The organism is uncultured Martelella sp. (genome assembly GCF_963677965.2).
GTDB classification, from domain to species: Bacteria; Pseudomonadota; Alphaproteobacteria; order Rhizobiales; family Rhizobiaceae; genus Martelella; species Martelella mangrovi.
This window is the reverse complement of record NZ_CAXXFM010000002.1, coordinates 286,359-306,351: the sequence shown is the minus strand read 5'-3', so window position 1 is coordinate 306,351 and position 19,993 is coordinate 286,359. Positions and strand designations below refer to the sequence as shown.

Annotated in this window: 19 protein-coding genes; 13 read left to right on the top strand and 6 right to left on the bottom strand. The window is 60.1% G+C overall.

Features of this window, described 5'->3' with window-relative positions; genetic code table 11:
- Window positions 1-25: 25 nt before the first annotated feature.
- Both ACHZCU_RS18705 and ACHZCU_RS18700 read right to left on the bottom strand, forming a co-directional pair.
- Window positions 26-520 (bottom strand): CinA family protein, encoded by a 495-nt coding sequence (locus ACHZCU_RS18705; protein WP_319520050.1) that lies wholly within the window; start codon window positions 518-520, stop codon window positions 26-28.
- Complete coding sequence (locus ACHZCU_RS18700) at window positions 517-1,728, bottom strand: bifunctional 2-C-methyl-D-erythritol 4-phosphate cytidylyltransferase/2-C-methyl-D-erythritol 2,4-cyclodiphosphate synthase (RefSeq protein ID WP_319520049.1); 1,212 nt, start codon at window positions 1,726-1,728, stop codon at window positions 517-519. The genes ACHZCU_RS18705 and ACHZCU_RS18700 overlap by 4 nt, the downstream gene beginning before the upstream one ends.
- 146 nt (window positions 1,729-1,874) lie before the next feature.
- On the opposite strand from ACHZCU_RS18700, the gene dusB reads away from it, so the two are divergent.
- The 8 genes from dusB to hflX all read left to right on the top strand — a co-directional run bounded on the left by dusB (window position 1,875) and on the right by hflX (window position 12,524).
- On the top strand, window positions 1,875-2,891 hold the full coding sequence (dusB, locus tag ACHZCU_RS18695; RefSeq protein WP_319520048.1) for a tRNA dihydrouridine synthase DusB: 1,017 nt from the start codon (window positions 1,875-1,877) through the stop codon (window positions 2,889-2,891).
- Window positions 2,888-4,027, top strand: coding sequence for a nitrogen regulation protein NR(II) (locus ACHZCU_RS18690; RefSeq protein ID WP_319520047.1), 1,140 nt, complete (start codon window positions 2,888-2,890; stop codon window positions 4,025-4,027). The genes dusB and ACHZCU_RS18690 overlap by 4 nt, the downstream gene beginning before the upstream one ends.
- Window positions 4,028-5,482: a nitrogen regulation protein NR(I) gene (ntrC, locus tag ACHZCU_RS18685; RefSeq protein ID WP_106305371.1), complete on the top strand. Its 1,455-nt coding sequence runs from the start codon at window positions 4,028-4,030 to the stop codon at window positions 5,480-5,482.
- A gap of 167 nt (window positions 5,483-5,649) precedes the next feature.
- Window positions 5,650-7,962 (top strand): PAS domain-containing sensor histidine kinase, encoded by a 2,313-nt coding sequence (locus ACHZCU_RS18680; RefSeq protein WP_319520046.1) that lies wholly within the window; start codon window positions 5,650-5,652, stop codon window positions 7,960-7,962.
- The gene (locus ACHZCU_RS18675) at window positions 7,952-9,316 is read left to right on the top strand and encodes a sigma-54 dependent transcriptional regulator (protein WP_106305366.1); all 1,365 of its coding nucleotides are present in this window, start codon (window positions 7,952-7,954) and stop codon (window positions 9,314-9,316) included. The genes ACHZCU_RS18680 and ACHZCU_RS18675 overlap by 11 nt, the downstream gene beginning before the upstream one ends.
- 64 nt (window positions 9,317-9,380) lie before the next feature.
- Window positions 9,381-10,757 (top strand): Trk system potassium transporter TrkA, encoded by a 1,377-nt coding sequence (gene trkA, locus ACHZCU_RS18670; RefSeq protein WP_106305363.1) that lies wholly within the window; start codon window positions 9,381-9,383, stop codon window positions 10,755-10,757.
- 175 nt (window positions 10,758-10,932) lie between these two features.
- On the top strand, window positions 10,933-11,175 hold the full coding sequence (gene hfq / locus ACHZCU_RS18665; RefSeq protein WP_024706884.1) for an RNA chaperone Hfq: 243 nt from the start codon (window positions 10,933-10,935) through the stop codon (window positions 11,173-11,175).
- A gap of 80 nt (window positions 11,176-11,255) precedes the next feature.
- Window positions 11,256-12,524 carry a GTPase HflX gene (hflX, locus tag ACHZCU_RS18660; protein WP_394706136.1) on the top strand — a complete coding sequence of 423 codons (1,269 nt, stop codon included), beginning with the start codon at window positions 11,256-11,258 and terminating at the stop codon, window positions 12,522-12,524.
- Here hflX and ACHZCU_RS18655 read toward each other — a convergent pair.
- From ACHZCU_RS18655 to ACHZCU_RS18640, 4 genes are all read right to left on the bottom strand, one after another.
- Entirely contained in the window at window positions 12,521-12,922 is a 402-nt protein-coding gene (locus tag ACHZCU_RS18655) for a carboxymuconolactone decarboxylase family protein (RefSeq protein WP_319520045.1), read from the bottom strand. The two genes, hflX and ACHZCU_RS18655, sit on opposite strands and share 4 nt — an antisense overlap.
- A complete protein-coding gene (locus ACHZCU_RS18650) occupies window positions 12,882-13,292 on the bottom strand; it encodes a MerR family transcriptional regulator (RefSeq protein WP_319520044.1) in 411 nt (136 codons plus the stop codon). The genes ACHZCU_RS18655 and ACHZCU_RS18650 overlap by 41 nt, the downstream gene beginning before the upstream one ends.
- A gap of 112 nt (window positions 13,293-13,404) precedes the next feature.
- Window positions 13,405-14,238, bottom strand: a complete 834-nt coding sequence (gene mazG / locus ACHZCU_RS18645; protein ID WP_319520043.1) for a nucleoside triphosphate pyrophosphohydrolase — start codon at window positions 14,236-14,238, stop codon at window positions 13,405-13,407.
- 33 nt (window positions 14,239-14,271) lie between these two features.
- Window positions 14,272-14,859, bottom strand: coding sequence for a nucleoside deaminase (locus tag ACHZCU_RS18640; RefSeq protein ID WP_319520042.1), 588 nt, complete (start codon window positions 14,857-14,859; stop codon window positions 14,272-14,274).
- Window positions 14,860-15,075: 216 nt separating this feature from the next.
- On the opposite strand from ACHZCU_RS18640, the gene cysG reads away from it, so the two are divergent.
- From cysG to ACHZCU_RS18615, 5 genes are all read left to right on the top strand, one after another.
- Window positions 15,076-16,539: a siroheme synthase CysG gene (gene cysG, locus ACHZCU_RS18635; RefSeq protein ID WP_319520041.1), complete on the top strand. Its 1,464-nt coding sequence runs from the start codon at window positions 15,076-15,078 to the stop codon at window positions 16,537-16,539.
- Entirely contained in the window at window positions 16,517-16,846 is a 330-nt protein-coding gene (locus ACHZCU_RS18630) for a DUF2849 domain-containing protein (RefSeq protein WP_319520040.1), read from the top strand. The genes cysG and ACHZCU_RS18630 overlap by 23 nt, the downstream gene beginning before the upstream one ends.
- 5 nt (window positions 16,847-16,851) lie before the next feature.
- Window positions 16,852-18,510, top strand: coding sequence for a nitrite/sulfite reductase (locus ACHZCU_RS18625; protein WP_319520039.1), 1,659 nt, complete (start codon window positions 16,852-16,854; stop codon window positions 18,508-18,510).
- Window positions 18,511-18,520: 10 nt separating this feature from the next.
- Window positions 18,521-19,024 (top strand): DUF934 domain-containing protein, encoded by a 504-nt coding sequence (locus ACHZCU_RS18620; protein WP_319520038.1) that lies wholly within the window; start codon window positions 18,521-18,523, stop codon window positions 19,022-19,024.
- 146 nt (window positions 19,025-19,170) lie between these two features.
- Window positions 19,171-19,983: a ferredoxin--NADP reductase gene (locus tag ACHZCU_RS18615; RefSeq protein WP_106305341.1), complete on the top strand. Its 813-nt coding sequence runs from the start codon at window positions 19,171-19,173 to the stop codon at window positions 19,981-19,983.
- Window positions 19,984-19,993 lie beyond the last annotated feature (10 nt).

The following is a 19,993-nucleotide window of genomic DNA, read 5'->3' as shown; positions in this document are numbered from 1 at the left end:
CGTAGCCATCGCTACGGCGAGGGTATTACGACTGAATCAGGCCTTCGAGCATGCCCAGCGCGGTCTGCACCGTGGCAATGCGGATACCGTCGCGGCCGATATCGCCATAGCGGCTTTCGATGTGGTGGAGGCGTCCCTTGCGGTCACGCGCTGCAAGGTGGACGAGGCCGACAGGCTTTTCCGCAGTTCCGCCGGAAGGACCGGCGATGCCGGTCACGGCGACGGCCAGGTCGGCGCCCGATCGCCAGAGTGCACCGGCCGACATCTGCAGCGCTGTTTCGCGCGAGACCGCACCGACCGTTGCCAGCGTTTCGGCGCTGACCCCGAGCATGTCCATCTTCGCCTGGTTGGAATAGGTGATATAGCCCCGGTCGACGACCGCCGAGGAGCCGGCGATATCGGTCAGCGCACTGACAATCATTCCGCCGGTGCAGCTTTCGGCCGTGGCAATGGTCTTGCCGGCGCTGATGCAATGGTCGATGAGAAGCCGGGCCCGTTCTTCGATATCCGCGTTGATCATCGCATGTTTCCGTAACTGACGCTCGCCGTGGCAATCGCGGCGATCCCCTCGCCACGGCCGACGAAGCCGATGGTTTCGTTTGTCGTGGCCTTGACCGAGCACCGCGTCAGATCGATGCCGAGGCAATCTGCGATTTTCTGCCGCATTTCATTGCGATGCGGGCCGATCTTCGGCGCCTCCGCGATCAGGCTGACATCGGCATTGAGGATGACGCCGCCATGGCCGCGTACGATCTTCGCCGCATGTGCCAGAAAGATGTTGGATGCCGCTCCCTTCCATTGCGGATCGGACGGCGGAAAATGATCGCCAATATCGCCTTCGCCGCAGGTGGCGAGCAGGGCGTCCGTCAGGGCGTGGAAGGCGACATCGGCATCGGAGTGGCCGGAAAGCGTCATGTCATGGGGGATGCGCACGCCACAAAGCGTCACCCCGTCGCCGGGCACCAGCTTGTGCACGTCATAGCCGTTTCCGGTGCGGATATCGGCAATCAGGTTCTGGGAAAGCTTTTCGTCTGCCATGGCAAGGTCTCTCCGGAAGGTCAGTTTCACATTGTCGGCAAGTCCGTCGACCAGCCGTACGCCAAGACCGGCCCATTCGGCGATGCCGGCGTCATCGGTAAAATCGAAGCGCTGTTCGGCGGCTGCCCGGCGGTGCGCGTCGAAGATGACGGCAAAATCGAAGGCCTGCGGGGTCTGCGCGGCGAAAAGCCCGGCCCGCGGTACGGTTCCGGCCACCATGTGATGCGCATCGGCCTGCTTCAGCGTATCGGCCACGGCAATCGCCGGCAAAACGGCATCGTCGCCGGCCTTCAACGCCGCGCAGATCCGCTCGATCAGCGGTGCATCGAAAAAGGGCCGCACAGCGTCGTGGATCAGCACATGGCTGGGATTGGCCCGCTGAAGTGCCTCAAGCCCGTTCAGGACAGATTGCTGGCGGGTGTCGCCGCCATATACGAACTGAATGCCATCGGCCTGCCGCACATGCGACAGAGCGTCACGGAAAAGCGCCTCGTCATCGGGGTGAATGACCACGACGATGCCCGCGCTTGCGCCGGCCCATTCGACAAAGCCCGACAGGGTGTGGGAAATCACGGGCATGCCGCCGATAGGGCGGTATTGCTTCGGGCCTTCTTCGGGAACGCCGGCCCTTTCCCCACGGCCTGCGGCAACCACGACAACACCGGGATTGAAGCTTTTGCCTGCTGCCATGATCAGATATGTACCTGTCTGTTGATTCCAGTTGGCGCGAACTTACCCGGATTGCGCCAATTTTCCAGCATATGCCTAATTTTTGTGAAGTATTAGCGAAATCGCTTGGCAAACGGCCACGGCTTGTCTAAAAATAGGGCAAAATGATGTGCTGCATGAAAGATAGCCATTTGCTTCGCAATAATCCATCGGATTCCTTTGAGATTGGCAACGTCCGGGTTCGCAATCGCGTCATTCTGGCACCGATGTCCGGCGTTACCGATCTGCCGTTCAGGGAACTCGCATTCCGCCATGGCGCGGGCCTTGTCGTGACCGAGATGATCGCAAGCCGCGAGCTGACATTCAATACCGCCGAAAGCTGGGTACGCCTGAAGGGCGCGGGGCTCAAGCCCCACGTGGTGCAGCTTGCCGGCCGCGACCCCGCCTTCATGGCGGAGGCTGCCCGTATCGCCGAGGCCAATGGCGCCGATATCGTCGATATCAATATGGGTTGCCCGGCCAAAAAGGTTGTCGGCGGCTATACCGGTTCGGCGCTGATGCGCGAGCCGGAGCGGGCGCTTGCCATTATCGAGGCCACCGTTGCCGCCGTTAATGTGCCGGTCACGGTCAAGATGCGGCTTGGCTGGGATCATGAAAGCATGAATGCCTGCGAGCTTGCCGCCCGCGCGCAAGATGCCGGTGTTCAGGCCATAACGGTTCATGGCCGGACCCGCATGCAGTTTTACAAAGGCAGTGCCGACTGGGATGCCGTGGCTGCTGTCGCCGACGTCGTCAGCATCCCCTTCATTGCCAATGGCGATATCGAAACCCGCGACGATGTCGACAACCTGCTGTCGCGCAATGGCATCACGGCGGTGATGACGGGCCGCGGCTGCCAGGGACGGCCATGGCACGCCGGTTTTCTGGCCGGCGCGCCGGACCTGCCGCAGGCCGTCAAGGCCGGGATTGCACTGGAACATTATCGCAAAATGCTGTCATTTTACGGAACCGAGGTCGGCGTACGCCACGCCCGCAAACATCTTGGATGGTATATCGGCCGGCTTGTGCCCGGTATCGATGCCGCTGAAAGAACCCAGATCATGACCGAAACGAATCCGGATCGCGTTATCGCCCGGCTGGATGCCCTGCTGACGCACGCGAGCGAGGAAAGGAAAGCCGCATGACCACCACCGATGGCGGTATGCGCAAGGCTGCCGAAATGGTCGCTCTCGAAGTTCTGAACGCGATTCAGAATCCCGTCGTGCTGATCGAGAAAGACGGACGGATTTCCTATACGAACTGGGAAGCCGAGGTGTTTTTCGGTGCAAGTGCGGCGCATCTGGCGCGCAAGGCGCTGACCGATTTCATCCCCTTCGACAGCCCCTTGCTGGCTCAGATCGAGCAGGTGCGTGAACGCCGCGCGCCAGTCAATGAATACCGTGTCGATCTGTCCTCGCCGCGTCTTGGCCAGGACAAGCTGGTGGATATCTATGTCGCGCCGGTGGGAGAGGAGGGCTCCGTGGTCCTGGTTTTCCAGGTGCGTTCCATGGCCGACAAGATCGATCGCCAGCTTGTGCATCGCGCGGCGGCGCGCTCGGTCACGGGGCTTGCCTCCATGCTGGCGCATGAAATCAAGAACCCGCTTTCCGGCATTCGCGGTGCGGCCCAGTTGCTTGAAACCAATGCCAGTGACGATGACAGGGCGCTGACCCGTCTGATCTGCGACGAATCCGACCGGATCGTCTCGCTGGTTGACCGCATGGAAGTGTTTTCCGACGAACGGACGATCGACCGCGTGCCGCTCAACATCCATTCGGTGCTCGACCACGTGAAGGCGGTGGCGAAAGCGGGCTTTGCGCGCGATATCAAGATCATCGAGGAATATGACCCGTCCCTGCCGCAGGTTTTTGCCAATCGCGACCAGATGGTTCAGGTGTTCCTCAACCTGGTCAAGAATGCAACGGAAGCGGTTGCCGACAAGCCGGATGGCGAGATCATCCTGACATCGGCCTACCGGCCCGGCATCCGTATGTCGGTGGCGGGAACCCGCGAAAAGATCTCGCTGCCGCTGGAATTTTGCGTTCAGGATAACGGACCGGGCGTTCCGCCCGATCTTATGCCGCATTTGTTCGATCCTTTCATCACCACCAAACCGAACGGTACGGGACTGGGGCTTGCCCTGGTTGCGAAGATCATCGGCGCGCATGGCGGGATCATCGAATGCGAGAACATGAAAGGTCGCACGACATTCCGGATCCTGATGCCCGTCTCCAAGGATGTCCTGCAGGAGCAGGCCAACCCGAAAATGGAAATTGAATAGATGACAGCCACGATACTTGTCGCAGATGATGACGCAGCCATCCGTACGGTGCTGAACCAGGCGCTGAGCCGTGCCGGTTACGATGTCCGGATCACCTCGAATGCCGCAACCTTGTGGCGCTGGGTGTCCTCGGGCGAGGGCGATCTGGTGCTGACCGACGTGGTCATGCCGGACGAAAATGCGTTCGACCTGCTGCCGCGCATCAAGAAATCACGGCCCGAACTGCCGGTGATCGTGATGAGCGCGCAGAACACCTTCATGACGGCGGTTCGGGCATCGGAAAAGGGCGCTTATGATTACCTGCCCAAACCGTTCGATCTGACCGAGCTGATCGCCATTGTCGGCCGGGCGCTGTCCGAACCGAAACGCAAGCCGGCGCCGCTTGGCGACGACATGCAGGACGGTATGCCGCTCGTCGGCCGGTCGGCTGCCATGCAGGAAATCTACCGGGTTCTGGCGCGTTTGATGCAGACCGACCTGACGCTGATGATCACGGGTGAATCGGGCACCGGCAAGGAGCTGGTGGCGCGTGCGCTGCACGATTACGGCAAGCGCCGCAACGGTCCGTTCGTTGCCATCAACATGGCGGCGATCCCGCGTGATCTGATCGAATCGGAATTGTTCGGCCACGAAAAAGGCGCGTTCACCGGCGCGCAGACCCGCTCTTCCGGCCGTTTCGAACAGGCCGAAGGCGGCACGCTGTTTCTGGATGAAATCGGCGACATGCCGATGGATGCCCAGACGCGGCTTTTGCGCGTTCTCCAGCAGGGTGAGTACACCACGGTGGGCGGACGCACGCCGATCCGTACAGATGTGCGCATCGTCGCCGCCACCAACAAGGACCTCAAACAGTCGATCCATCAGGGCCAGTTCCGCGAAGACCTCTATTACCGCCTCAACGTTGTGCCGCTCAGGCTGCCGCCGCTGCGCGAGCGTGCCGAGGATATCGGTGACCTTGTCCGTCATTTCATCAATGAAGGCGAAGTCGAGGGGCTTGGCGGCAAACGGTTCGAACAGGCCGCCATCGACGCCATGAAGACCTATCCGTGGCCCGGCAATGTGCGCGAGCTGGAAAACCTGGTGCGCCGGCTGATGGCGCTCTATCCGCAGGACGTCATCACCCGTGAGATCGTCGAGCAGGAGCTGCAGGCCGATCAGCCGGAAGCGCCTGCCGAGGGGGCACAGGTGCGCAGCGGCATGCCGACCATCGCCCAGGCCGTCGAGGAAAACATGCGCACCTATTTCGCCAGTTTCGGCGAGAGCCTTCCGCCCTCCGGCCTTTACGAGCGGGTTTTGAACGAGGTCGAATACCCGCTAATTCTGGCGGCACTCACGGCCACGCGCGGCAACCAGATCCGGGCGGCGGACCTGCTCGGCCTCAACCGCAACACGTTGCGCAAGAAAATCCGTGAGCTGGGTGTTTCGGTCTATCGCAGCTCGCGCTCGGCGTCCTGATTTTGCCCGGATTGACAGGGGACTGGCAGCTTTCCGTTGCATTTGTGCCACAATCTGTTGCATATCCTCACCATAGGATGGAATCGCGGTGAATGCGCTCACCTTTACCGCGCGTGTCCTTGAGCGTTCTCGCCGATGAGGGCGGGAGGGCGTTTGAGAACGGTGGCATGACAGCAGACGGCAGCGAGACACAAAGCAGTTTTCACGCGCAGGTCGAGGATGATGGCGCGACCAGCGGCGATTCAGCCTATGGGCGCGGCAGCGCACGGGCCATCTTGAAATCGCCGGGCATGTTTCTCGTCGTCGGTGCGTTGCTGACCGCCTTCCTGTCGCTTTTCATTCTTCTGGGGCTGACGCCGATAAAGCCGACCGGCCATGTCGTCGCCGGGCTTGTGGCTGCCAACTCGCTCTTCGTTCTTGCGATGATCTTCTTGATCGGCCGGGAGGTTCTCACCCTGCTGAAGGCCCGCAGGCGCGGCCGTGCGGCCGCCCAACTGCATATCAGGATCGTTGCGCTTTTCTCGATTGTGGCGGTGACGCCGGCGATCGTGGTGGCGATCTTTGCCACACTGACGCTCAATGCCGGCCTCGATCGCTGGTTTGCGCTCAGAACCCAGTCGATCGTGCAGTCCTCGCTGAATGTCGCTCAGGCCTACATGATGGAGAATGCCAGCTATCTGCAGGGCCAGACGCTCTCCATGGGCAACGACCTGGAGCGCAACCGCTCGCTCTATTTTCTGGACCGCACCGGCTTTGCCGACCTCATGACCCGCCAGGCGCGCGGACGCGGCATGCTCGGCGCCTTCCTGATGCAGGACGACGGCAGCGTCGTCGTTCAGGCCGATCTCGGCGACGAAACCGTGCTGCCCGACATTCCCGATGATGCGCTTGAAAAGGCAGCGGCCGGCACGCCAACGCTGATTCCGCCGGGTGATACCAATCTTGTGGGCGCAATCATCGCGCTCGAGGCCATTCCGAACAGCCTGCTCTATACCGTCCGTGCCGTTGATCCCAATGTCATGGGCGCGATGCGGATGATCGAGGATAATGTCTCCGAATATTCGGCGATGGAGGAGGGGCGTTTTTCAATTCAGGTGGCCTTTGCGGTGCTCTATCTCGGCTTCGCGCTGATCGTGCTGCTGGCCGCGATCTGGACCGGTATTGCGGTTGCAGACCGTATCGTTCTGCCGATCCGGCTGCTGATTGGCGCTGCCGACCAGGTGGCCTCGGGCGACATGAAGGTTGTTGTTCCCGTTCGCACCATCGATGGCGATGTCGGCAGGCTTTCCAGCACCTTCAACAAGATGATCTCGGAAATCCGCGTTCAGCAGCGTGAAATCCTGCTGGCCAAGGACGAGGTCGATGACCGGCGGCGCTTCATCGAGGCTGTGCTGTCCGGTGTTACCGCAGCCGTGATCGGTGTCGACGAAAGCCGCACGATCACCATCGTCAATATTTCCGCCGAACAGCTCCTTGCCGCCAGGAGCGAAGAGCTGATCGGCCGCAAGCTTGCCGATCTTTCCCCCGAGATCGACATGGTGATGACAGCGGCCATGCGTCGCCGCCGTCAGAATTTCCGCCGTCAGATCAATCTTTTCCGCCTCGGCAAGGAACGCACGCTCTCCGTACAGGTGACCCGTGAGGATTCCCGCAACGCTTCGAATTCCTATGTCATCACCCTTGATGACATCACCGATTTGATCATCGCCCAGCGCTCGACGGCGTGGGCCGATGTCGCGCGCCGGATTGCTCACGAGATCAAGAACCCGCTGACGCCGATCCAGCTTTCCGCCGAACGCATCAAGCGGCGCTTCGGCCGCAAGATCGATAATGAGGAAGACCGCAAGGTCTTCGACCAGTGTACCGATACAATCGTCCGTCAGGTCGGCGATATCGGGCGGATGGTTGATGAGTTTTCATCTTTTGCGCGCATGCCCAAACCGTCGAAATCCGCCGGTGACCTGCGTCAGATTCTGTCCGACGCGGTGTTCCTGCTGGAGATGGGGCGCACCGACATCACCTTCCTGCGTGAACTGGGCGATGAACCGCTTGAAGGTTTCTTTGATGACCGGATGCTCGGGCAAGCCTTCGGGAATATTATCAAGAATGCCGTAGAGGCAATTGAAAACGTTCCGGAAAGTGAAATAGACGGAGAGCGAAAAATCCTCGTGCGCGCCGGTTTCGACAAACAGAGGGACCGTTACGTCATCGACTTTATCGACAATGGAAAGGGCCTGCCCGTCGAAAATCGGCACATGATCCTTGAACCGTATATTACGATGCGCGAAAAAGGCACCGGGCTTGGCCTCGCGATCGTTCGCAAGATCATCGAGGAACATGGCGGCAAGCTGGAATTGCATGACGCTCCCCAGGATTTTGCCGGGGGACGGGGAGCGATGATCCGCGTTGAACTGCCGCATGTTCATGACAGTGAACGCACGCGCGAGGAAACAGACAAGGAAGAACAAGATGGCCTCTGATATTCTCGTCGTCGATGATGAGGCGGATATTCGTGATATCGTCTCGGGCATTCTTTCCGATGAAGGGCATGAAACCCGCGTCGCACATGACAGCGACAGCGCGCTGGCTGCGATCAACGACCGCGTGCCGCGTCTGATTTTTCTTGATATCTGGATGCAGGGCAGCCGGCTTGACGGCCTGGCGCTTCTGGAAGAGATCAAGCAGCGTTACCCGGATATTCCGGTGGTGATGATCTCCGGCCACGGCAATATCGAAACCGCCGTGTCATCGATCAAGCGCGGTGCGTTCGATTTTATCGAGAAACCGTTCAAGGCAGACCGTCTGGTGCTGATCGCCGAGCGAGCGCTGGAAAATTCGCGGCTGAAATCGGAAGTCCAGGAGTTGAAGCGCAAGAGCGGCGACCCGGATGAACTCGTCGGTTCGTCGCTTCTGGTTTCGCAGTTGCGCCAGACCGTCGAGAAAGTCGGTCCGACCAACAGCCGCGTGATGATTTTCGGCGGCTCCGGCTCCGGCAAGGAGGTGGTTGCGCGGCTGATGCACAAGAAAAGCCTGCGGGCGCAGGCGCCGTTCGTGGCGCTGAATGCAGCAGCCATCACGCCGGAAAACATGGAGACCGAGCTGTTCGGCGTCGAGGCGGGCGGCGGACGGACCCGCAAGACCGGGGCGCTGGAACGCGCGCATCGCGGCACGCTCTATCTGGATGAGATCGGCGAAATGCCGCCGGAAACCCAGAAAAAAATCCTGCGCGTGCTGGTCGACCAGCAGTTTGAACGTGTCGGCGGCAGCCGGCGGGTGAGCGTTGATGTCAGGATATTGTCGTCGACGGCGCTCGATCTGAAATCGCGCATCGAAGAAGGCCTGTTCCGGCAGGACCTGTTTCACCGTCTGGCGGTCGTGCCGGTTGTCATTCCCGGCCTTGCCGAGCGGCGTGAGGATATTCCGTTCCTGGCCGATTTCATCATGCGCCAGCTCTGTGAGCAGGCGGGGATCCGCCAGCGGCAGATCGGCGATGATGCCATGGCCATTCTCCAGGCGCATGACTGGCCGGGCAATATCCGCCAGTTGCGCAACAATCTGGAACGGCTGCTGATCCTGTCGCGGGAAGAGGATGCCGGTCAGCCGATCGGTGCAGATTTGCTGCCGGCCGATCTTTCCGATGTGCTGCCGCAGATCCAGACCTCGGGCGACGCCCATATCATGACGCTGCCGCTGCGCGAGGCGCGTGAACGTTTCGAGCGCGATTACCTGATGGCGCAGATCAACCGTTTCGGCGGTAATATCTCGCGCACGGCGGAATTCGTCGGAATGGAGCGCTCGGCGTTGCATCGCAAACTGAAGTCCCTTGGCATTTGATGCAAAACCGGGCAGATTGCGGCCAGCTGAACCACCAGAATCTTAAAACCCCAGAGGGGTTCTGATGAAAATCATTATTTGCGGTGCGGGCCAGGTCGGCTTCGGCATCGCCGAGCGTCTTTCCCAGGAATATAACGACGTTTCCGTTATCGACACTTCGGCCTCGCTGATCACGGCCATTACCGAACTGCTCGATGTGCGCGGCTATGTCGGCCACGGCGCCCATCCGGATGTGCTGGCCAAGGCGGGCGCCGATCAGGCGGACATGATCATTGCCGTCACGCTGCACGACGAAATCAACATGGTGGCCTGTCAGGTCGCCCATTCGCTGTTCAACGTGCCGACCAAGATCGCTCGCATACGCTCCCAGAGCTACCTGCATTCGCACTACTCCGATCTGTTTTCGCGCGATCATATGCCGATCGATGTGACGATCTCGCCGGAAGTCGAAGTCGGCAAGATGGTCCTCCGGCGCATTTCCTTTCCGGGCGCGACCGATATCGTCCGCTTTGCCGACGAAAAGATCGCGATGCTGGCCGTCGAGTGCAATGACGACTGCCCGGTTCTCAACACGCCGCTGATGCAGCTGAGCCAGCTGTTTCCCGATCTCAACGCGACGGTGACCGGCATCTACCGGAACGAGGAAGTGATCATTCCCCATTCGACGGATCAGGTCGTCGCCGGCGATCTGGTCTATGTCGTCTGCGAACAGGAGCATATCCGCCGCACGCTGGCGCTGTTCGGGCATGAAGAGCAGGAAGCCCGGCGGATCGTGATTGCCGGCGGCGGCAATATCGGCTTTTTCGTCGCGAAATCGATCGAGGAACTGCAGCCGAAAACCCGACTGAAGATGATCGAGTTCGATCGTGAAAAGGCGATTGCCGTCTCCGATGCCCTTCATCATGGCATCGTGCTTCAGGGCTCGGCGCTGGACCAGAACATCATGATCCAGGCGGACGTGCCCGACGCGCATCTGATGGTCGCGCTCACGAACAATGACCAGACCAATATTCTGGCCTCCGTGATCGCCAAACAGCTTGGCTGCAAGTCCAATCTGGCGCTTTTGAACAATCCGTCCTTTCATGATGTGACCAAATCGCTCGGGATCGATGCCTATATCAATCCGCGCGCCGTCACGATTTCGCGCGTGCTCCAGCATGTCCGCAAGGGCCGTATCCGTTCGGTCTACGCGGTGCAGAAGGGGGCGGCCGAAGTGATCGAGGCGGAAGCGCTGACGACATCGCCCCTGGTGGGAACGCCGTTCAGGGACCTCGACCTTCCGGAGGGAATTCGCATCGGCGCGGTCTATCGCGGTGACACGACATTGCGCCCGACCGGTGACCTCAAGATCAAGCCGCATGACAGGGTCATTCTGTTTGCGGCGGCATCGGCCGTGCGCCATGTGGAGCAGCTTTTCCGTGTTTCAATTCAGTATTTCTGACATGCGAAATCAGCCTGCAACCGGCCGTGCTGCAGGCAATCGGTTTTCGTCGTTGCGAAAGCGCTACCAATTTGCTACGACCTGTCATTGACTGGTTGTCCCTCGTTCTTCGAAGGCAACTACAATGAGGTGGGCACCGGTTTTCGGCCGGCAAGAGAAAGAAAGAAGCGGCGCCATGGCGGAACGTTCTCAGAATTTGCAGGACCTTTTCCTCAATACTGTCCGTAAGCAGAAGATTTCTCTCACGATTTTTCTGATCAATGGAGTCAAGCTCACGGGCGTTGTCACATCTTTTGACAATTTCTGCGTTTTGCTGCGTCGGGACGGACATTCCCAGCTGGTTTACAAGCATGCGATCTCGACGATCATGCCCGGCCAGCCGGTTCAGATGTTTGAAAACGACGACAACGCTTCCTGATTCGGTGATTTTCCATTCCCGATACGTTTTTTCCTGAAAGCGAATATGAGAACCGCGATTCATCACGGGCGCTCGTTATTGTGCCCGTCATCAAGGCCCAGCGGGGCAGTGATGGCGAAACCTCTTCGCGCGCGCCCGAAAGCCGTCTGCAGGAAGCGGTCGGCCTTGCCGGCGCGATCGGTCTGGATGTCGTCGCCTCCGAGATTGTCGCGGTCAACGAGCCGCGTCCGGCCACACTGATCGGCACGGGCAAGATCCAGGAAATCGACGAATTGCTCGACAACAGCGATATCGGCCTGGTGATCGTCGATCACCCGCTGTCGCCTGTCCAGCAGCGCAATCTCGAAAAGGCCTGGGTTGCCAAGGTGATCGACCGCACCGGTCTGATCCTCGAGATCTTCGGCGAGCGCGCCTCCACCAAGGAAGGCCGGTTGCAGGTCGAACTGGCGCATCTGAACTATCAGCGCGGGCGTCTTGTCAGAAGCTGGACCCACCTTGAGCGTCAGCGCGGCGGCGGCGGTTTCATGGGCGGCCCCGGTGAAACCCAGATCGAGGCCGACCGAAGGCTTCTGCGCGAGCGGATCACCAAGCTGGAACGCGAGCTGGAACAGGTCGTGCGCACCCGCCAGCTGCACCGCTCGAAGCGCAAGAAGGTGCCGCATCCGATTGTCGCGCTCGTCGGCTATACCAATGCCGGTAAATCGACGCTGTTCAACCGGATTACCGGGGCAGGGGTGCTGGCCGAGGACATGCTGTTTGCCACGCTGGACCCGACGCTTCGGCGGATGAAGCTGCCGCATGGCCGCACGGTTATCCTCTCCGACACGGTTGGTTTCATTTCCGACCTGCCGACCCATCTGGTCGCAGCCTTCCGCGCAACGCTGGAAGAGGTGCTGGAAGCCGATCTGATCCTGCATGTCCGCGACATGTCCGATCCGGCGCGCGATGCCCAGTCGGACGATGTTCTGCGCATTCTCGGCGACCTCGGCATCGACGAAAAGGCGCAGAACGAGAAGATCATCGAAGTCTGGAACAAGCTCGACCTGCTGGATACCGAGGAGCATGACGCGCTGATGGCCCGGGCGGCTGCCAACGCATCGGTCATGGGCGTTTCCGCCGTCACCGGCGAGGGCGTCGATGCGCTGGTGGACCAGATCGCAGCCCGGCTTGCCGGTATCCTGACCGAAACCACCATCACGCTGTCGCCGGCCCAGTTGCACATCCTGCCGTGGATCTACGAGCACGCGCTTGTCGATGAACGGCGCGACCTTGAGGACGGCTCCGTCAGTCTCGACATCCGCGTGCCCGGTCCGGAAGCGCAGCGGCTGGAAAGCATGCTGGCAGGTTAGAGCAGCGATCTGTCGGCAAACACCTCTTTGGCGGCAAAGAGCCCGTTGAGGGCGGCGGGAAATCCTGCATAGACCGCCATCTGCATGAGTGTTTCGACAATTTCATCCCTGCTCACACCGACATTCAGGGCCGCCTCGATATGCACCTCAAGCTGTGGCCTTGCATTGCCGAGCGCCGTTAATGCGGCGATGGTTGCGATCTCGCGTTCACGCAGACCAAGGCCGGGGCGGCTGTAGATGTCGCCAAAGGCGAACTCCAGAAGATAGCGTGAGAAATCCGGCGCAATATCCGCCAGCGCTTCGATAACCTTTTCCCCGGCCTCGCCGTCGATTTCGGCAAGCGCATGCTTTCCCCGCTCAAGCCGGGTCTGTTCGAGAGTGGATTGATGGTTGTTCATTGGTTGTCTTGTCCTGCTGTTCGTCACCGCCGGCGTAACCGGCTATCTTGGTGTCGAGAACCGCAAGACAGGACTGAAGTTCGAGCACATGGGCACGCACTGTGGCGCGATGCGCTTCGAGCAGGCGGCGGCGCTGGTCTTCCGTCGCTGCTCCCTGTTGTCTGAGTGCTGCATATTGCAGCATCTGACTGATCGGCATTCCCGTTATCTTCAGACGACCGAGAAATTCAATCCAGATCAGCGTCGACGGATCGTAGTCACGATGGCCCGACCGGTCTCTGTCGGCTTCGGGAAGCAGGCCGATCTTTTCATAGTAGCGGATCGTATAGACCGACAATCCGGAACGCTTCGCCAGTTCACCGATTTTCATGACAGTCCTGTGTTTTGGTCACGACGCTGGCGAAGTTAGGTGTTCGAGTGCACTCGAGGTCAACAGCGAAAACGCAAAAGACGAAAAAAACGACGGTGGGCGGCCTCAACGGCTATCCCAGTTTTCGCTCGATCGCCTTGGCGTCCTGCCAGAGCGCTTCCATGCGTTCCAGGGTCGCGGCATCCAGCGTTTCACCGGATTGTTCAAGAGATTTCTCTATGTGATTGAACCGGCGTCTGAATTTTGTATTTGTTCCGCGCAGGGCCTGCTCGGGATCGGTCTTTGTATGGCGGCCGAGATTGACGGCGGCGAAGATGAGATCACCGAGTTCATCGGCAATCGCAGCCGTGTCGCCTGACTGAAGCGCCTGCCGCAGTTCGCCGATCTCTTCTTCGAACTTGTCGAGAATGGGCTCGGGTTCGGACCAGTCGAAACCTACGCGGGCGGCATGTTCCTGAAGCTTGAGCGCTTCCGTCAGCGCCGGGAACGAACGCTGGACGCCGCCGAGATGACCGGCCTTGAAATCCTCGGTGATCCCGGCTTTCGCCCGTCGTTCGGCGCGCTCTGCCTTTTCCTGCCGCTTGATCTCGTCCCACTGGATCTTGACCGCCTCGGGCGTATCGGCCGCGTTGCGGGCAAAGACATGCGGGTGACGGCGAACCATCTTGGCCGTGATCGCATGAACCACGTCGCCGAAGCTGAACAGGCCCTGTTCCTCCGCCATGCGGGCGTGAAACACGACCTGCAGCAGCAGGTCCCCCAGTTCATCGCACAGATCGTCAAAATCGTTGCGCTCGATCGCGTCGGCCACTTCATAGGCTTCTTCGATCGTATAGGGCTTGATCGACGCGAAATCCTGCTTGATGTCCCATGGGCAACCGGTCTGGGGATCCCGCAAGGCGGCCATGATTTCGATAAGGCGAGCGATATCGCGTGACGGTTCCACGGTGGCAGGCTCCGTATATGTGAACAAGATTTCTCAGCCGAGCGGAATGCCGGTTGTATTCTTATGCGACTGGTAGATGTCCGACGCAAGGGCATAGCGGTGCCTGATCGCGTCGATGCGCTTCATCAACTGCGTTTGCGTGGGGCCCGTGGTGTCCTCTGCCATCTGAACAATGGAATGCGCGGTGAAGAACGCATTGCTGCGGCGATAGCCGCCGGGTTCCAGCCCGTAGAGTTCCTTCATGATCTTCAGGTCATGCGGAATGCCGAAACTGTCGCGGGAATCTTCATGGCTGAAGAAATAGTAGTAGTTATCGAACCCGGCCCAGGTGATCGCCGACATGCACATGGTGCAGGGTTCATGCGTCGACAGGAACAGAAGCTCGCTTGTCGGCGGCGGGGAGGGCAGTTCGTAAAACTGATTCAGCGTCTTCACCTCACCATGCCAGAGCGGATTGGTGGTTTCGTCATTGGTGCCGGCGATCACCAGCGACAAATCGGATTTGCGCAGAATTGCCGCGCCAAAAACCTTGTTACCGCTGTCTACGCCGCGTTCGGTAAGCGGCAGAATGTCGTTTTCAATGACCGAAAGCAGTCGGTCCGTCAGTTTGCTGTCTTGCACGAAGCAGGTTCCCGTTTTTTCCAATTTTGATCGCAGTATTGGCATATTCATCCATCAGCGCAAATGCCGGCGAATGCGGTTCCGGTCAAATTTACTGCCATTGGTGAAAAATTGAGGAATGAAATGTTTCCCCGCATACAGGCGACGCATTTTCGTTTCTTCAATCGCCGGACAAACGAAGCGATTATTCGGGCAATCGTGAAAGGACTGCCCGCAATGGTCGCGAAAGACGAACTGCTGACAACATTCCCGGCTTTTTTCCGGGTCGAAAACCGCAAGGTTGCGATATTCGGCAATGGCGAAGAGGCCTTTGCCAAGACGCGACTGATGGTGAAAACCAGTGCCGCCATTACAGCCTATGCGGATGATCCCGCTGAAGATTATGCGGCTTATCTGGCGGAAAACGGCTACGTACTGGTCAAGGCCGGTTTCGAGGCTGCGCAGCTGGACGGTTCGGTTCTGGCCTTTGCCGCAACCGGCGAAGCCGAGCAGGACCACCTGATTTCCGAAACGGCGCGGGCGCTGTCCATCCCCGTCAACGCCGTCGACCAGAAGGAAGACTGCGATTTCTATACGCCGGCACTGGTTGCCCGTCCGCCGGTCGCCGTTGCCATCGGCACGGAAGGCGCAGGACCCGTTCTGGCGCAGATGATCCGCGCACAGATCGATACCATTCTGCCGCGCTCGCTGGGACCGCTCGCCCGCCTTGCCAACCGCCTGCGTGACAAGGTGGATGTGAATATCCCGCGCGGCGCCGCCCGCAGGGCCTTCTGGTCGCGGTTCTTCAACGGCTCCGTTGCCAATGCCGTCGACAAGGGCAGGCTGCTTGAAGCCGAATGTCTTGCTGATGAAATCATCGCCGACGGTTCGTCCGTTGCGGGCCATGTTGCGCTCGTGGGCGCCGGGCCGGGGGCTGAAGACCTGCTGACCATCCGCGCCCATCGGTTGCTGATGGAAGCCGATGTGATTGCCCATGATGCGCTGGTGCCGCAGGCTGTTGTCGATATGGGCCGTCGGGATGCCGAACGCATCGCCGTTGGCAAGCGCAAGAATTGCCACTCAAAGTCCCAGAACGAAATCAATGACCTGCTGGTCTCTCTTGCCAGGGAAGGTAAGCGCGTCGTGCGGCTGAAATCCGGCGATCCGCTGATCTTCGGCCGCGCCGGCGAGGAAATGGCGGCGCTGCGCGCGGCGGGCGTTTCCTATGAGGTTGTTCCCGGCATCACGTCGGCCTCCGCCGCTGCCGCCGATTTCGGCCTGCCGATGACCTTGCGCGGCGTTGCATCCACGCTGGTTTTTACGACCGGCCACGACCTTAATGGTGAAACCTTGCCGGACTGGGCCGCGCTTGCGGTCCGGGGTGCCACCATTGCCGTCTATATGGGCCGTTCCGTAGCCGCCAAGCTTGGCGCCCGGTTGCAGGAGGCGGGGGTGCCCGCCGATACCACCATCGCCGTCGTTGAAAATGCCAGCCGCAAGAACCGGCGGCTGTTTCACGGCGTCCTTTCCGAACTGGCCGATCTGGAGGCGCGCGAAGACCTGACCGGACCGGTCATGGTCATCATCGGCGATGCCGTTGCCGGCGCCAGCCTCGAACAGTCGAGCGCGCTTGCGCTCAACAACAACACCGCCTTCACCCCGAAGACAGGAGCTGCTCATGTCCGCGAAAACCTCAGCTAAGGTTCTGACCGCCAATCGCCTGACCGATGGTATTGCTGTCTGGCTCGACGCGAACGGCCGCTGGACGGAAGACCTGCAGCACGCACTGGTCGCCCGCCACGATGCGGCAATCGACAGCCTCGACGAAATCGGGAAGCGCGACTTCTCCGCCAACATGATCGTCGATGTCGATATCATCGATGTCGAGGAGCGACCGGACGGCCGGATATGGCCTGTTCGCCTGCGTGAGCGCATCCGCGCCGAAGGCCCGACAATTCCCTATGCCGCCGGCTATTCCTTTGCCAGCCCCGAACGCGTGGAGGCCTGAGACCGATGTATCGCTACGACGAATTCGACCATGATTTCGTAAGGCAGAGGACTGCGCAGTTCGCCGATCAGGTGGAGCGCAGGCTTTCGGGCGAAATCACCGAGGACCAGTTCAAGCCGCTGCGGCTGATGAACGGCGTCTATCTCCAGCTTCACGCCTATATGCTGCGCGTTGCCGTGCCCTACGGCACGATGAATGCGGCGCAGATGCGGATGCTCGCCCATATCGCGCGCAAATACGACCGCGGATATGGTCATTTCACCACACGCCAGAACATCCAGTACAACTGGCCGAAGCTTGCGGACATCCCCGCCATTCTGGAGGATCTGGCCAGCGTCGAGATGCACGCGATCCAGACATCGGGCAATTGCATCCGCAATGTAACGGCCGACCATTTTTCAGGCGCTGCCGCCGACGAGGTGGCCGACCCGCGCCCCTATGCCGAAATCCTGCGGCAATGGTCGTCGCTGCACCCTGAATTTTCCTTCCTGCCGCGCAAGTTCAAGATTGCCGTGACTGGCGCCGAGCGCGACCGGGCGGCGATCCAGGTGCACGATATCGGCCTTCACCTGAAGAAGAACGAGGCCGGCGAACTCGGCTTTACCGTCTTTATCGGCGGCGGACAGGGGCGCACGCCGATGATCGGCAAGAAGGTGCGCGATTTCCTGCCGGAAGAGGACCTTCTGGCCTATACGACCGCGATCCTGCGCGTTTACAACCTGAATGGCCGCCGCGACAACAAGTACAAGGCGCGGATCAAGATCCTCGTTCACGAAACCGGTCTCGACGAATTGAAGGCCGATATCGAGCGCGAATTCGAAGCGCTGAAACAGGATGGCGAACTCGCTCTGCCGGAGGCCGATGTTGCGGCAATCCGCTCCTATTTCGCCCTGCCGGACCTGCCGGAGCGCGAGCGTGACCGGGCCGACACCGCAGACGCCGGCTATATCAACTGGCTGACCCGCAACACCGCGGCGCACAAGCGCAACGACTATGCCATGGTCACGATCTCGCTGAAGCCGATCGGCGGCATTCCGGGCGATGCCACCGACAGCCAGATGGAAGCGGTTGCCGATATCGCCGAGCGCTACGGTTTCGATGAAATCCGCGTCAGCCACGAGCAGAACCTGATCCTGCCGCATGTGGCGCGCGCCGATCTGCCGGCCGTTTACGCGGCCCTGAAAGAGGCCGGGCTGGAAACCGGCAATGCCGGTCTGATCACCGATATGATTGCCTGTCCGGGGCTGGATTACTGCGCGCTTGCCAATGCGCGGTCGATCCCCGTTGCCCAGCAGATTTCCGAGCGTTTCGACAATCCCGAGCGTCAGGCGGAAATCGGTGATCTGAAGATCAAGATTTCCGGCTGCATCAATGCCTGCGGCCACCACCATGTCGGCCATATCGGGCTTCTGGGCGTGGAAAAGAAGGGCGCGGAGCTTTACCAGATCACGCTTGGCGGATCGGGCGATGAGAATACGTCGATCGGGCAGATCATCGGCCGCGGTTTCGAACCGGACAAGGTTGCCGATGCAGTCGAGACCATCGTCGACACCTATCTCAGCCTGAGAAGCAGCAAGTCGGAAACATTTATTGATGCGTATCGCAGGCTTGGCATGCAACCCTTCAAGGATGCGCTTTACCCTGAAAAAGCCAAGGCCGCGTGAGGAACAGACGATGAGTGCCATCTGGAAAGAAACAGGTTTTGTTGAAAACGATCCCTGGGTGATCGAAACCGAGGACCGCAAGGCGGGTGAGGGCGAACGCGCGCTTGTTCCCTTTGCGGAGGTCGTGGAAAACGGGCTGGCCGGCAATGAAGGGGCAGGAGTCGTCCTCGGTCCCTTCGACGATCCGGTCGCACTCGCACCCCTGCTCGACCGTATCGAGATCATTGCGCTGACCTTTCCGGCCTTCAATGACGGACGGGCGTTTTCGCAAGCCACGGTGCTGCGCGAGCGGCTTGGCTATGAAGGCGAGATACGGGCCGTTGGCGATGTGCTGATCGATCCGCTGGTCTATATGCTGCGCTGCGGGTTCGACAGTTTCACCGTGGAAAACGAGACGACGATCCGGCGTTTGAAAGCCGGGCGGCTTCCATCCGTCAACCGCCACTACCAGCCCGCGACCCGGCCATCGACCGCTTCCGGCGGCTACACATGGCGCCGCGTCGCAAAAATATGATGCATCGTGACAAGTTTTTTGAGGCAAGCGCCTTTGCATTATTTTGCGCGGAGTATTATTTGAGCGCTTAGAACTTCACGAATAGGTGGATTTTATGATTGTGCCGGTTCCATCCCGGCGTTCAGCAGACAGGACGAGACGTCAACATGAATGTGCAAGCCAAGACCGAGGAATTTGCCGCCACACTGCCCGCCGGAGTCTACGGTGAGAAAGTTCTGAGCGTAAAACACTATACCGACCACCTGTTCAGTTTTACGATGACACGGCCGGACGGCTTTCGTTTCCGCTCCGGCGAATTCGCCATGATCGGCCTGATGGTCGGCGGCAAACCGGTCTATCGCGCCTATTCGATTGCAAGCCCGTCCTGGGCGGAGGAACTGGAATTCTTCTCGATCAAGGTGCCCGATGGCCCGCTGACACAGCATCTCCAGAAGATCGAGGTCGGCGATATTATCCTGATGCGCAAGAAGCCGACCGGCACGCTGGTGCTTGACGCGCTGACGCCGGCCAAGCGGCTTTACATGTTTTCGACCGGAACCGGTATCGCGCCGTTCGCCAGCCTGATCCGCGAACCGGAAACCTACGAGAAATTCGACGAGGTGATCCTCACCCATACCTGCCGCGAGGTCGCCGAACTTCAGTACGGTCTGGATCTCGTCAAGGAGATCCGCAGCGACGAACTGTTGAGCGAACTGGTCGGCGACAAGCTGACCCATTACGCCTCGGTCACGCGCGAGGCTTACGAGCACACCGGCCGGATTACCGATCTGATTGCCAGCGGCAAGCTGTTTGAAGACCTCGGTCTGCCGCCGCTCAACCCGGAAACCGATCGCGGCATGATCTGCGGCTCGGCCGAAATGCTGAAAGACACCAAGGCGCTTCTGGAAGCCGCCGGCATGGACGAGGGCGCCAACAACAAGCCGTCTGATTTCGTGATCGAGCGCGCATTCGTCGGCTGAACAAAGCCTG